The organism is Sphingomonas sp. RB1R13 (assembly GCF_036663775.1).
Taxonomy (GTDB): domain Bacteria; phylum Pseudomonadota; class Alphaproteobacteria; order Sphingomonadales; family Sphingomonadaceae; genus Sphingomicrobium.
In genome coordinates this window covers 119781-133098 of the sequence record NZ_JAXOJM010000003.1, presented here as the reverse complement: position 1 = coordinate 133098, position 13318 = coordinate 119781, and the positions used below count along the sequence as shown (strand labels likewise).

Sequence of the window (13318 nt, the reverse complement as noted above, 5' to 3'; positions counted from 1 at the left end):
TGGGAGGTCGGGTGGGGGAGCGGGCCGGTGCCGGCTTTCTCCAACAACAGCGTCGGGGGGCGCCTAATTGCGGATCAGACAGCTCAAGCTGAGTGGCTTTAAAAGCTTCGTCGAACCGGCGGAGCTGAGGATCGAACCCGGACTGACCGGGGTCGTCGGGCCCAACGGCTGCGGCAAGTCCAACCTGCTCGAGGCGATCCGCTGGGTGATGGGCGAGGGCAGCGCCAAGTCGCTTCGTGGCGGGGGGATGGACGACGTCATCTTCGCCGGGACCGCGACCCGCCCATCGCGCGATTTCGCCGAAGTGTCGCTGCTGATCGACACGGCCGATGGCGACAGCGAAGTCACCCGGCGGATCGAGCGCGGATCGGGATCGGCCTACCGCCTCGACGGGCGCGACGTCCGCGCGAAAGACATTGCGCTGCTGTTCGCCGACGCCGCAACCGGGGCGCATTCACCGGCATTGGTCAGCCAGAACCGGATCGGCGCTGTGATTGCCGCCAAGCCGACCGAGCGCCGCCAGATGCTCGAGGAAGCGGCGGGGATTTCGGGGCTCCACGTCCGCCGCAAGGATGCCGAACAGAAATTGCGCGCGACCGAGGCCAATCTGGCGCGACTCGACGAACTGCTTGCCGATCAGGAGCTGCGCATCGGCCAGCTTCGGCGGCAGGCGCGCGCCGCCGAACGCTATCGCTCGATGAGCGAACGGATCCGCCTCGCCGAGGGACGACTGATCTACGCCCGCTGGGCCGATGCCGACCGCGCCGCGCAAGCTGCCGATGCCGAGGCGAAGGGCGCGGCGGGCGAAGTCCAGGAATTAAGCGACGCCATGACCCGCGCGCAGGTCGCGCAGGAACATGGCGCGGCCGAAGTATCGCGCCGGCGAACCGCGACCCAGGAGGCGCGCGACGAAGCGCGCAACCTCGCTCATGTGCTCGCCACCGCTCGGGCCCGGCGCGATACCGTCGTGCGGCGGATCGCCGAACTCGGCCGTCTCGCCGCCGCGCTCGCTGCCGAAACTGCGCGCGAGCAGGCACTACGCGAGGATGCCGCCACCGCCATTGCCACGCTCGAGGCGGAGCGCTCCGCGATCGAGGAGCGGCTGGCCGATGGCGAAGCGGGTGCGGCGCGGATCGCGGGCGAGCTGACGCGTGCCGAGGCAACATCGCGCGAGGCCGAGGCGGCGCTCGCCGGATTGCTTGCGCAGGATGCCGCGATGCGCGCCGAGCGGCGGGTGGCCGATGCCGCGCTGGAAGCGGCCCGCGCGCAGGAGGCAAGGGCCACGGGCGAAGCGGCGCGGTTCGAAAGCCAGCTTGCCACGCTTGGCGATGGGTCGGATTTTGCCGCGTCGAAAGCCGAAGCCGATGCGCGCGGCGTCGCGGCAGCGAGTACGCTGGCTGCGGCGGAAGCCGCGCTGGTCGCCGCCGAAGCCGCCCGCTCGACCGCCGTCGATCAGCGCGACCTCGCCGAGACCGGGCTCGCCGCATCCCGCGCCGCGCTTGCCGCCGCCGAGGCCGAGCGCGCCTCGCTGGTCCGTGCACTCGATCATGGCAAGGCCGGATCTGCGCTCGCCACCATCACCGCCGACCCTGGTTATGAGCGCGCGCTGGCGGCTGCGCTTGGCGATGATCTCGATGCCGATATCGGCGGTCATGGCGCGCGTCGCTGGATGGGGAGCGAGGGGGCCAGAAACCCACCGCTCGACGCGCCGCTTGCCCCCGGGTTGGTCCCCCTGATCGACCATGTCCGCGCTCCGCCCGAGCTTGGCCGCCGCCTGGCCCAGATCGGGGTCGCCACCGCCGATGACGGACAGCCGCTCGCCCCTGGCCAGCGCCTGGTGACGCGCGATGGAGTCGTTCGCCGCTGGGACGGCTTCGTCGCGGTCGGCGGCGGGGCTGCCGCAGCCGAGCGGCTGGTCCGCGCCAACCGCCTCGCTGCGATCGATGCCGATCTGCCCGGGCTTCGCGCGGTGGCCGACCAAGCAGTCGCGCGCCGTGCCGCCATCGCCGCGACGATCGACACTCATCGCGCCGCCGCCGAAGCCGCGCGCGCTGCGGCTGGTAGTGCCGAACGCGATGCGCGGGATGCAGCCCGCGCGGGGGATGCCGCCGCTTCGGCAATCGAACGACTCGACGCCCAGCGCGCCGCCCTGGCCGATCGCCGCACCGATCTCGATCCCGTCCTCGCCGCCGCCAGCGACGCTGTCGCGGCCGCCACCACGGCACTTGCCGAACTGCCTGATGCCGCCGGGCTGGGCAGCGGGATCGATGCCGCCCGCGCCGCCGCCACTCGCGCCGGCGAAACGGTCGCCGACAAGCGCGCCGAAGCGTCCGCGCGGGCACGCGAGACGGCGGCCGCGCGCGAGCGCCTTGCCGCCGCCGCGCGTGAGGCGGGCGAATGGCGCCGCCGGGGAAGCGCCGCCGACTCCCGCCTTGCCGAAACCGGCGACCGCGAACGCACTTTTGCCGAGGAGCAGGCCGAACTCGCCGCGCAGCCAGACCTGCTCGCCGCCGACATCGACTCCCTCGAAGCGCGCTCGGCCGCCTCCGACGGCGCAACTTATGCCGCCGCTTCTGCCGAACGCGAGGCCGAGGCCGCGCTGACCGCGATCGCGAAGGCGCTCGCCGATGCCGCTGAAGCTTTTGCCGACGCCCGCGAACGCCGTGCCGGGGCTGTCGCCCGCGCCGAAAATCAGGAACTTCGCCGCCGCGAATATGGCGCCATCTGCGGCGAGAAGTTCGAATGCCCGCCGCCGCTGCTGCCCGAAAAACTCGGCTTCGAGGTCGCCGATCTGGCCGCCCCCGACGCCGAATCTGCGGCGCTCGATCGGCTGACGGCGGAGCGCGAACGCCTCGGCCCGGTCAACCTCGTCGCCGAAAGCGAACTTGCCGAAATCGAGACAGCGCGCCTCACCGGCACCGCCGAGCGTGACGAGCTTCACGAGGCGATTAACCGCCTGCGTGGCTCGATCGGCAGCCTCAATCGCGAAGGCCGCGCCCGCCTGCTCGATGCCTATACCCGCGTCGATGGCCATTTCCGCAGCCTGTTCACCACCCTGTTCGACGGCGGCCAGGCGCATCTCGAGCTGATCGAAAGCGACGATCCGCTCGAAGCCGGGCTCGAAATCATGGCCCAGCCGCCGGGCAAGCGCCTCACGGCGTTGACCCTGTTATCAGGGGGCGAACAGGCGCTGACAGCGGTCGCGCTGATCTTTGCGCTGTTCCTCACCAACCCCGCGCCAATCTGCGTCCTCGATGAAGTCGACGCCCCGCTCGATGACGCCAACGTCGAACGTTTCTGCGACCTGCTCGACCGGATGACGATGGAAACCCAGACGCGCTATCTGATCGTCACCCACAATGCCGTGACGATGAGCCGAATGCACCGCCTCTATGGCGTGACGATGATCGAGAAAGGCATAAGCCGGCTGGTTTCGGTCGATCTCCAAGGGGCCGAGGGCCTGCTTGCCGCTGAATAAATTCTGCTATTGCGAGTCACTCGCATTAGCACTAGTGACACGGCTCCAGCCAAGGGGCCCTTCACATGCAGTTTGCATTTCTCGTTTCGACCATGATGATCGTTCCATTGCCGGCACTAGCGGCAACCACAATTGTCGCCGACGAGATTGTCGTGACCGCCGCGCGCGATGGCTATGTCGCCAGACGCAGCGCGACTGCGACCAAGACCGACACCGACCTCATCCTCGTCCCCCAGTCGGTCAATGTTGTCACCGCCAAGCAGATCCGCGACCAGGCGATGCACTCGATCGGTGACGTCTTGCGCACCGTTCCCGGTGTCGCGCTCAACGCCGGCGAAGGCCACCGCGACCATATCGTGCTACGCGGCAATTCGACCACTGCCGACTTCTTCGCAGATGGCCTGCGCGACGACGTCCAATATTATCGCGGGCTCTACAACATCGAGCGGGTCGAAATCCTCAAGGGCCCCAATGCGATGATCTTCGGCCGCGGCGGCGGCGGCGGGGTCGTCAATCGCGTGACCAAGCGCGCCGAAACCGGGTCCTTCGCCCGCTTCGCGCTGAGCGGCGACAATGAAGGCGCCGCCGATGTCACGGCCGATATCAACACCCCGCTCACCACCTCGGTTGCCGCCCGCCTCAACGCCGTCGCCGAACGGTTCGACTCTTTCCGCGATGCCTATGGTGGCCACCGCATCGCCGTGAACCCGACCGTCGTGTGGCGCCCGAACGACGCCACTCGTCTCGACCTCGGCGTCGAATATAGCCGCGACACCCGAGTCATAGATCGCGGCATTCCCTCGGCGGGCCCCGGCACGCTGGCCGTACCCGCTCGCCCGCTCGCCGGTTACGATTCGGTCTACTTTGGGCAAGCCGACACCAATCGTGCGCGCTTCACCGGCAAGGTCGCGACCGCCGCCTTTGAGTATCACTTCTCGCCCGCGCTGCGCGTCGTCGCCAAGGGCCTCGCCGGGGATTACGACAAATTCTATCGCAACGCCCAGCCCGCAACCCCGGTCACGATCACCGGCGGCGTGCCCACGGTCGGGATCGAGGCCTATGAAAGCTCGACCCGTCGCCGCAGCCAGCTCGGCCAGGTCGACCTCATCGCCGACGTCACCACCGGCCCCGTCAAGCACACCCTCGTCGCGGGCATCGACTATGCTCATCAGCGCTCGCACAGCGACCGCTTCCAGGGCTTCTTCGACAGCGGCGTCGCCACCACCAGCAGCGGCCGCCGGACCTTCGTCCCGCTGGCCGACACGATCGTCATCCCGCCAATCACTTTCCGCGACGCGCCGGGCCATCTTGGCCATACCGATGCCATCGCGCGCGGCACCGCGGTCGGCGTCTATCTCCAGGACCAGGCCAATATCGGCGATCTGGTGACAATCGTCGCGGGTCTTCGCCGCGATCATTTCCGGCTCAGCGTCGACGACCTTGTCCATCAGGCGGCCTTCGTGCGAAGCGACAATCTATGGTCGCCGCGCCTCGGTCTGGTCCTCACTCCGGGCAAGAACCTGTCCTTCTACGGCAGCCTCAGCCGCAGCTTCCTGCCGCAATCGGGGGACCAGTTCGGATCGCTTGACGTGACCACGTCGGCGCTCGAGCCCGAGCGATTTACCAACCGCGAAGTCGGCGCGAAATGGCGCCCGCTGCCTGGCCTTGACCTCACCGCCGCACTCTACCGCCTCGACCGCACCAACACCCGCGCGACCGATCCCGTCACCTTGCTGACCGTGCTCAGCGGATCGCAGCGCAGCAAAGGCGCCGAGTTCACCGTCGCCGGCCAAGTGACCAAGGCGCTCTCGCTCACCGCCGGCGCGGCATGGCAAAGCGCGAAGATCACCAGCACGACCACCGCCGCCCCCGCCGGCCGCCGCGTCGCGCTAGTCCCCCACTTCCAGGCATCGGCCTGGGCCCGCTATGACTTCGACCAGCGCATCGGCCTCGGCCTCGGCGCGATCCACCAGTCGTCGAGCTTCGCCTCGATCAGCAACACCGTCCTCATTCCCGCCTGGACCCGCATCGACGGTGCAGTCTTTGCCAAGCTGAGCGACAAGTTCGACCTTCAGCTCAACCTGGAGAACGCGCTGGGCAAGCGCTACATCGCCGCCGCCGGATCGGACAATAACCTCACCCCCGCCAACGGCCGCACGCTTCGCGCCACCCTCCATACGGGATTTTAGGCAAGCCCCACGACCCGCTCGCGGATCCGCATCAGGTCACGAACGAACAGCGCGCGCTCTTCGCGGCGGCGCTGCTCGTCGGGGATTCGCAGCAAATAGCTCGGGTGCACGGTGACCCAGCACTCGCCGCCATCGGCCAGCACCAGCGGCGCCTCCCGGGCCTTGGTGATCGTCAGCGTCTTGCCCGTCAGCGACCGAGCCGCCGTAGCCCCTAGCGCGACCGTCACCGCCGGGCGGATCAGCCCGCGCTCCTGCTCCTGCCACCAGCGGCAGGCATCGATCTCGGCGATGTCGGGACGCGCGTGGATCCGCTGCTTGCCGCGAAGCACGAATTTGAAATGCTTGACCGCATTGGTCACGTAAGTCGTCGACCGGTCGATCCCGGCCTTTTCGAGCGCGGCATCGAACAATTGCCCCGCCGGCCCGATGAACGGCCGCCCGGCCAGATCCTCTTGGTCGCCCGGCTGCTCGCCGACGAAGATGATCTTCGCGTCGAGCGGCCCCTCGCCAAACACCGTCTGTGTCGCACACCGGTGAAGCTCGCACCGCGTACAGCCCGCCGCCTCGTCGCGCAGCGCGTCCCAGCTCAGCTGCACATTATCGCCCGCGCTCGCCTGCGCTTTCGGCATCGCCGCACTCGCCTCGATCATCACCGCCTCGCGCGCCTGAGCCCCCGCGATCAGCCCCGCGACCAGCGCCGTCTCGGGCATGTTCTTCCAATACTTCTTCGGCATTTCCTTGGTCATCGCCTTGATCTTGACCCGCGCCGGATTGAAGATCGATGCATAATAGGTCTTCCACGTCTCCTCGACCGGATCCCCATTCGGCGCATCGGCGCGAGTTGCCCCCGGGCTTTCGGTCAGGCTCACCCCGTCCCAGTGGATGCAGACTTCGGGCGTCAGGATCGACCAGCGCATCGTCGTGAACCGCCGCACGAAGAATCCCGCGGTATGGCGGACGATATGATGGTCGGGCTCGAACCAGGCGACGAATCGCGTCCCCCCCTCCTCGGCCACTTCGCGAAAGCGAACGAAGGCGTGCATCTTGTGGACGTCGCGGCGGACCTCCTTGGCCAGCTTTTCGATCCGGTCGACCAGCGGGTCGGCGCGATCCTCCAGCGCCCGCTTGTTGCCCTTCAGCTTCAGCAGCAGCGCATAGAGCAGCGCGAACCGCTCGGGCTCGGAATGGCAGATCGCCGACTTCGCCAGATCGACAAACCCGCGCGGCACCGCAAAGCTCGGCCCGGGCCCCGGCCCCGGATTCAGCTCCGGAGCGACATCGCCACCGAACAAATCGGCATCCCCGCCCTCGACCTGCCACACTACGGCGCTTGCCGGCACCCCAGCCTCGGCCAGCCCCCGCGCCGCATCGCGCCACGCCTCGAAATCATCCTCGGCAGGAAGCGTGATGCGCAGCACATCGATCATCGGGCCGTCACGGAGCATGGGCAATCAACCAGTTACGCGGCGAACAGCTCCATCTGTTCGGCCTTGGGGGTAATCAGCGCTTTCAAATCAACGCGATCGGTCAGCAGGGTCGGGCGCCAGTCGCTGGTCACGATGAACGGGCGCATCTTGCCGATCGAGACCGTCAGCCGGGCAACGTCGGCCAGCGTGATCGCCCGCCATCGCCGCGAACTCAGGATCCGCCCGACCGCTTTCGTGCCGAGCCCGGGCACGCGCAGCAGCATCTCCCTCGGCGCGCGGTTGAGGTCGACCGGAAAGCTTTCGCGAAACTTCAGAGCCCACGCCAGCTTGGGATCGATATCGAGCGGCAACATCCCGTCGGCATCGGTCGCCGAAACGACCTCCTTCGGCGTAAAACCGTAAAAGCGCATCAGCCAGTCGGACTGGTACAACCGATGTTCGCGCATCAGCGGCGGGCGCTTCAAAGGCAACACCGCGCTCGCGCTCGGGATCGGCGAGAAAGCCGAATAATAGACCCGCCGCAGCCCGAAGCGGTCGTACAACTGGCTCGCGCGACCAACGATATCGCCGTCGCTCGCCGCATCCGCGCCGATGATCATCTGGGTCGACTGCCCCGCTGGCGCGAACTTGGGCGCCGACTTGAACCGTTTCAGATTATCCTTTGCCTCGATGATCAGTCCCTTCATCCCCGCCATTGCCTCCTCGATCTGGCTCTCCGACTTCTCGGGGGCGAGCCGCTCGAGCCCGGCGCGGGTCGGCAGTTCGACGTTGATCGACACGCGGTCGGCGTGAAGCCCGGCCTGCCGCACCAGCTCCGGATCGGCGTCGGGAATCGTCTTGAGATGAATATAACCGCGAAAATCATGGTCTTCGCGCAAGGATCGCGCGACCTCGACCATCTGCTCCATCGTGTAGTTGGACGAGGCGATGATCCCCGACGACAGGAACAGCCCTTCGATATAATTGCGCTTGTAGAAAGCGATCGTCAGCTTGACGACTTCCTGCGCCGTGAACCGCGCGCGACGCACGTTCGAGCTTTTGCGGTTGATGCAATAATGGCAGTCGAAGATGCAGCTGTTGGTCAGCAAGATCTTCAGCAGCGAGATGCACCGACCGTCGGGAGCGTAGGCGTGGCAGATCCCCATGCCCTCGGTCGATCCCACCCCCTTGCCGTCGCGACTGTCCCGCTTCGACGTGCCCGAGCTTGCGCAACTAGCATCATATTTGGCCGCGTCGGCAAGGATCGCTAGCTTTTCACGGGTGTCGAGCTGGGCCATGAGTTCATGTTATGTTCTCAGGCAATGAAAGTCTAGCAAGTTTTTCGTTTCGCACGGCTTTTCAGGAGTCTTGACCGTCCTCGACCGTGTCCCCGGGGTGCGCCCCGGCGCGCTGCGGGATGAGCAGGATCAGCCCGACGATGACGACGAACAGCACCGCCGACGCGAGCGAGCGGCTGAACTCTAGTCCGCCCTTCGCCACCGGCTTGTCGAGAAAGTCCCCGACTGTGGCGCCGAGCGGGCGGGTCAGGATGAACGCCGCCCAGAACAGCAGGGTCCGGCTGATGCGGGTGGCATAATAGAGCCCCGCGACCACCGCGAGCGCCACGCCAAAGATCAGCGCGCCCCCGGAATATCCCGGGCCCAGGTCCGCAACCCAGTCGCCAAGCGCGGTGCCCAGCGTCTGCGAGAAGGTAATCGTCAGCCAATAGAAGACTTCGACTTTGTGCGTGTTGACCGTGTCGACGCTGATGCTCCCCTCTGACCGGTACCAGCTCCCAAGCGAAAACAGCACGAGGGCGAACAGCAGCAACGACCCGCCGGGATAGCCGATCCCGAGCGAACGGGTCGCAAAGTCGGCGAGCGTTGTTCCGGCCGTGGTCGAGGCGATAATCGTCGCCCAGTAGAGAAAGGGGTGAAACCGGCGCGCCCGGATTTGCAGCGCCACCAGCGCGATCAGCGTGAGCCCGAAAATTGCGGTCCCGACCAGATAGCCGTTGAGCCCCGCCGCGCCTGCCCCCGGGGTCGTCTCGCCCAGCCAGCTCATCGACACGGCGTCACCCGCGGTTTCGCCAAGCGTGGTCGCAAGGATCTTGATCAGCCAAAAGCCGAGCGTGACCGCGGGCACCTTGCTGAGCATTTCGCCCGCTGTCGGTTCGCTGCGAGGCAAGGATGCGCTAGTGGCGACCATCACTATTTGCTCGGCACCGTGTCCTGTGAAATATCGGATGCGCGCTGAGATGCGCTGTCATGAATCTCCTGGATCGCACAGCCAGTGTAACCGGCAGGCCCAACTGCCGAGCAGCTCTGCGGCCCGGTCAGCCCCTGGCGAGCAAACACCCGCGACTGGTTGACCCAGCTGTTGCGCGACTGCGGCGGGCCCGACGAGCGAAGCTTGGGGGGGATGCGGAAACGCTCGGCGTCGGGGCGGCGCGTACACACGAAAATCTCGCCATCGGTCGATCGTGGGCAGGGATCGGTGCCATAGACAATGATCTCCGACCGACGGTTTTGCGCGGCGGCGGGAAGCGGATCGATCACCACCACACCCGCGAGCAGGGCGACGCCGACGGCGATACTGGGAAGGGCTTTCATATTTCGTCCTTTCAACGGATCAACGGACGGGCCGCCGGTCCAGTTTCGTCAAATGCGTTTGGAAACGGTGATGGCGGCACGGCAACCGGCGCGAATGACAGCGGTCAGCAACGGATAGCCCGCCGCTTCGGCCGCGCCATGCTCGCGCGCGGTGTCACGATGTTCGAGTTCTTCGGCCTGGAAATCGAGGATATCGGCCGACAGGATGGGGTCGCTGTCGCCAAGCTCGACCAGTTGATCGGCATAATGGCGATCAATCTCGGTCTCGACCGCTTCGGTACAGGCCATCGCCGCTTTCTCGGACAGCAGCGCAGTCGCCGCGCCAAGCGCGAAGCCGGCGATGCTCCATAGCGGCTGGAGCAGGGTCGGGCGAACCCGGCGCTCGGCCATTAGGGTGTTGAACCGGTCGAGGTGACGCTGCTCCTGCGACGCCATCCGCGCGACGAGGTGCGACGCGGCGGTCCCGCGGCCCAGCACGGCGAGCTGCCCGGCATAAATTCGGGTCGCGCCATATTCGCCGGCCTGGTTAACGCGAAGCATCGACGCCGTGTCGATCGCCTGATCGCCGGGGGTCCAGCGGCTCATCGTGCGCGACCTTTCAACAAGAGAAACGCCGTAACGGCGGCGGCGGGCAGCGAGATCAGCGCATTCCACGCCGCCAGCGACAGCCCCAGGAAGCGCCACTGGACCTGGTCGCACTGGATCAGCGGCACGTTCATGATCTGCTTCAAGATGTCGGCCGAACTGCCGCTTTTGATCGAGCTCGAGCAAGCGGTGAAGCCCTGGAAGACCTTGGCTTCGACCCCGGCATGATAGACGCCGATCCCGCCCGACACGGCAATCGCGATCGCGGCCAACACGACCAGCCCCCTCGCCCGTCGGTCTCCTGCGGCGAACAGGAAGGCCAGCGCGGCGAGCAGGATCGCGGCGGCATGGGGATAGCGCTGCCACCAACACATTTCGCACGGCCACAACCCGCCGACATATTGCGAGAACAACGCCCCACCGAGCAGCCCGAGCGGAACAAGCAGCGCGAGCAGCCGCGCCGCCTGGTTGGCGGACAGTGCGGTGCGTGGCGCGGGCTCGATCAGCGTGGCTGCGGTCACCTTACTTCGCCGCGACCTTCGCCGCGGGCACTCCGCTCAGCCGCCGCAGCGTCTTCAGCGCATAATCAAGCTGGAAATCCTTGACCCCTTGCGTCTTGAGCTGGTCGGCGGTGGCGGTGAAGCGCGGATCGGGGGTGGTGTCACTCTCGAGCAGCGTATCGTCGACCTTGGTCTGGCTTAGCAGATGCTTGCGCAAATCGGCCTCGCGCAGCCGCGGGCGGTCCTTATAGTCGGGGTCGCTCAGCTGGGGCACGATGATATCGGGGTCGATCCCGCCCGCCTGCACCGAACGGCCCGAGGGCGTATAATAGCGCGCGGTGGTCAGGCGAAGGACGCTCGACGCGCTCATCGGCATGACCGTCTGGACGCTGCCCTTGCCGAAGCTGCGCTCGCCCATGACGATCGCGCGGCGCTGGTCCTGAAGCGCACCGGCGACGATTTCGGCGGCCGACGCCGTACCGGCATCAACCAGCACGATCACCGGCAGGCCGTGGGCCAGGTCCCCGGGGTGGGCATAGAAACGGTCGATGTCGGTCTTCTCTCGCCCGCGCTCGGACACGATCTCGCCATGGTCGAGGAAGGCGTCGCTGACCGACACCGCCTGGTCGAGCAACCCGCCCGGATTCGAACGAAGATCGACGACATAGCCCAGCGGGTGACCCCCGGTCGCGGCATCGATCGACTTCAGCGCGCTTTCGGTCGCCGCCCCGGTCTGGGCCGAGAAGCCGTTGATGTTGATATAGCCGATCTGGTCCCTGATCTCCCACTTCACCGGGCGAAGCTGGATCTTCTCGCGCACCAGCGAAACGTCGAACGGCTTGTCGCGGCCGGGGCGGACGATGGTCAGCTTGATCTTGGTCCCCGCGTCGCCGCGCATCTTCTCGACCGCTTCGTCGAGGGTCGAGCCATAGAGCAGCACCCCGTCAAGGTGGGTGATATAGTCGCCTGCCTTCAGCCCCGCGCGCCACGCCGGCGTGTCCTCGGTCGGGGCGACGATCTTGACCGCGCCATCCTCGGTCGAGACGGTAATGCCCAGCCCGCCGTAATTGCCGTCGGTGGTTGCCTTGGTTTGCTGATAGTCGGCGCCCTCGGCAAAGGCCGAATGAGGGTCGAGCGCGGCCAGCATGCCGTCGATCGCACCCTTGATTAGGACATGGTCATCGACCTTGTCGACATATTGCGAGCGGACCCGCTGGAACACGCTCATGAACGTCTCCAGCTCCTTGTACGTGTCGGTATCGGCTGCCGCCAGGCCACTCGTCGCAGTCGGGATCAAGGCCAGCGCGCCGACCAGCGCGAGCGGGGGAAGGAGCTTGGCGAAGCGCATCGAACACCTTTGGTTGCGGCGGGTACAGGGCGGGGACTCTAGCCGCCTTTGACCCGGTTGGACAGCATCGCAGATGAAGCTGCGATGAAGGCCGGGGAGATTGCGGCGCCATCATGGGTCAGGTCGATCTCGACCGGGCCGAGCGCACGGCCAAGCGGATCGCCGCGGCGGACCGTTGCTCCCTTAGGCAGGGAGGTCGCGACATTGACGATCAGGCTAATCCAGCCTCCGCCATGGTCGATGATGATTACTCCGTCCGATCGGCGATAGGGGCCAGCGAAGACAACCGTCCCGTCGGCGGGGACGACCAGCGCGGCGCCTCGGCCGTTCCGCAGGGACAGGCCGCGCGAGCGGATGCCGTTGGTATCGACGGTGCCGAGCCCGGCGGCGACCGGGGCGTCGAGCGGGAGCTGGTAGGCGAGTAGTGGGGGTAATGCGGCGACGGAGCCGGGGCGCCCGGGGATGGGGTCCAGCCTCGCAAGTTCGGTGGCGCTGTTCATCGCGTTTCGTCGGCGGCTTGCTTCATTGCCAAGCGCGCCGAGCATTTCACCCCCGGCCAGCGTCTCGTCGCCTGCGCCGAGCGCTTGGCCGGCAAGGCTCGTCTGTCGGCTCAGCGCGCGCTGCTCGAGCGCGGCGAACTGGGTGCGCCTGGCCTCCAGCCCGGTCCGCTCCTTGGCCAGCCGATCACGTGCCTGCGCTGCTGATGCTGCGGCGCGTTGCCCGGCGAAAAGATCAGCGCTGAGCGCGGCGGTGCGCGCACGAATCGCGGGCATGGTCGCGTCGAGCAGCGCGCGGACCCGCACAAATTCCTCGGTCGATCCGTCGGCCAGCGCAAGCAACGGCGGACGGCGGCCCATGGTGACGAGCCCGGCGAGGAGCCCGGCGACGGGGGCCTGCTGCTGGGCAAGGCGCCCCTTGCGCGTCGCCATGTCGGCCTGCGCGCTGCGGTAAATAATTTCGGCGGCGCCGATCCGCGCCTCGGCGACGGTGATGGCGGCAGCGGCGGCACGCCGCTCCCCGGCGAGACGCTCGGCCTCGTTCCCGGCACTCGACGCAGCGGCGGTGAGGCGCACTTCCTCGGCGGCGGTGCGAGTGACTTCAGCCTGCGCCTGCGCCAATGACGGTTCGCCCGGCACCACCACCGGATCGGCCGCGCCGAGCAGGGGGAGTACAAGGGCCAGGAGAATCAGGCGACGCATT

Annotated in this window: 10 protein-coding genes; 2 read left to right on the top strand and 8 right to left on the bottom strand. The window is 67.3% G+C overall.

Annotated features, from left to right (window positions below; genetic code table 11):
* Positions 1-67 precede the first annotated feature (67 nt).
* Both U1700_RS10150 and U1700_RS10145 read left to right on the top strand, forming a co-directional pair.
* A complete protein-coding gene (locus U1700_RS10150; RefSeq protein WP_332752530.1) occupies positions 68-3478 on the top strand; it encodes a chromosome segregation SMC family protein in 3411 nt (1136 codons plus the stop codon).
* Positions 3479-3543: 65 nt separating this feature from the next.
* Positions 3544-5667 carry a TonB-dependent receptor gene (locus tag U1700_RS10145; protein WP_332752529.1) on the top strand — a complete coding sequence of 708 codons (2124 nt, stop codon included), beginning with the start codon at positions 3544-3546 and terminating at the stop codon, positions 5665-5667.
* Here the strand turns inward: U1700_RS10145 and U1700_RS10140 are convergent.
* From U1700_RS10140 to U1700_RS10105, 8 genes are all read right to left on the bottom strand, one after another.
* A complete protein-coding gene (locus tag U1700_RS10140) occupies positions 5664-7112 on the bottom strand; it encodes a UdgX family uracil-DNA binding protein (protein ID WP_443025927.1) in 1449 nt (482 codons plus the stop codon). The genes U1700_RS10145 and U1700_RS10140 overlap by 4 nt on opposite strands.
* A 14-nt stretch (positions 7113-7126) precedes the next feature.
* Positions 7127-8371, bottom strand: a complete 1245-nt coding sequence (locus tag U1700_RS10135) for a putative DNA modification/repair radical SAM protein (protein ID WP_332752527.1) — start codon at positions 8369-8371, stop codon at positions 7127-7129.
* Positions 8372-8432: 61 nt separating this feature from the next.
* Positions 8433-9230, bottom strand: a complete 798-nt coding sequence (locus U1700_RS10130) for a COG4705 family protein (protein ID WP_332752525.1) — start codon at positions 9228-9230, stop codon at positions 8433-8435.
* Positions 9231-9283: 53 nt separating this feature from the next.
* On the bottom strand, positions 9284-9685 hold the full coding sequence (locus U1700_RS10125) for a hypothetical protein (RefSeq protein WP_332752523.1): 402 nt from the start codon (positions 9683-9685) through the stop codon (positions 9284-9286).
* A 48-nt stretch (positions 9686-9733) separates the two neighbouring features.
* Entirely contained in the window at positions 9734-10270 is a 537-nt protein-coding gene (locus tag U1700_RS10120) for a demethoxyubiquinone hydroxylase family protein (protein ID WP_332752521.1), read from the bottom strand.
* Entirely contained in the window at positions 10267-10791 is a 525-nt protein-coding gene (locus U1700_RS10115; RefSeq protein WP_332752519.1) for a disulfide bond formation protein B, read from the bottom strand. Before U1700_RS10115 ends, U1700_RS10120 begins: the two co-directional genes overlap by 4 nt.
* A 1-nt stretch (position 10792) precedes the next feature.
* Positions 10793-12118 carry a S41 family peptidase gene (locus tag U1700_RS10110; RefSeq protein WP_332752517.1) on the bottom strand — a complete coding sequence of 442 codons (1326 nt, stop codon included), beginning with the start codon at positions 12116-12118 and terminating at the stop codon, positions 10793-10795.
* A gap of 38 nt (positions 12119-12156) precedes the next feature.
* Positions 12157-13317 carry a murein hydrolase activator EnvC family protein gene (locus U1700_RS10105; protein WP_332752515.1) on the bottom strand — a complete coding sequence of 387 codons (1161 nt, stop codon included), beginning with the start codon at positions 13315-13317 and terminating at the stop codon, positions 12157-12159.
* Between the last annotated feature and the right edge of the window lies 1 nt (position 13318).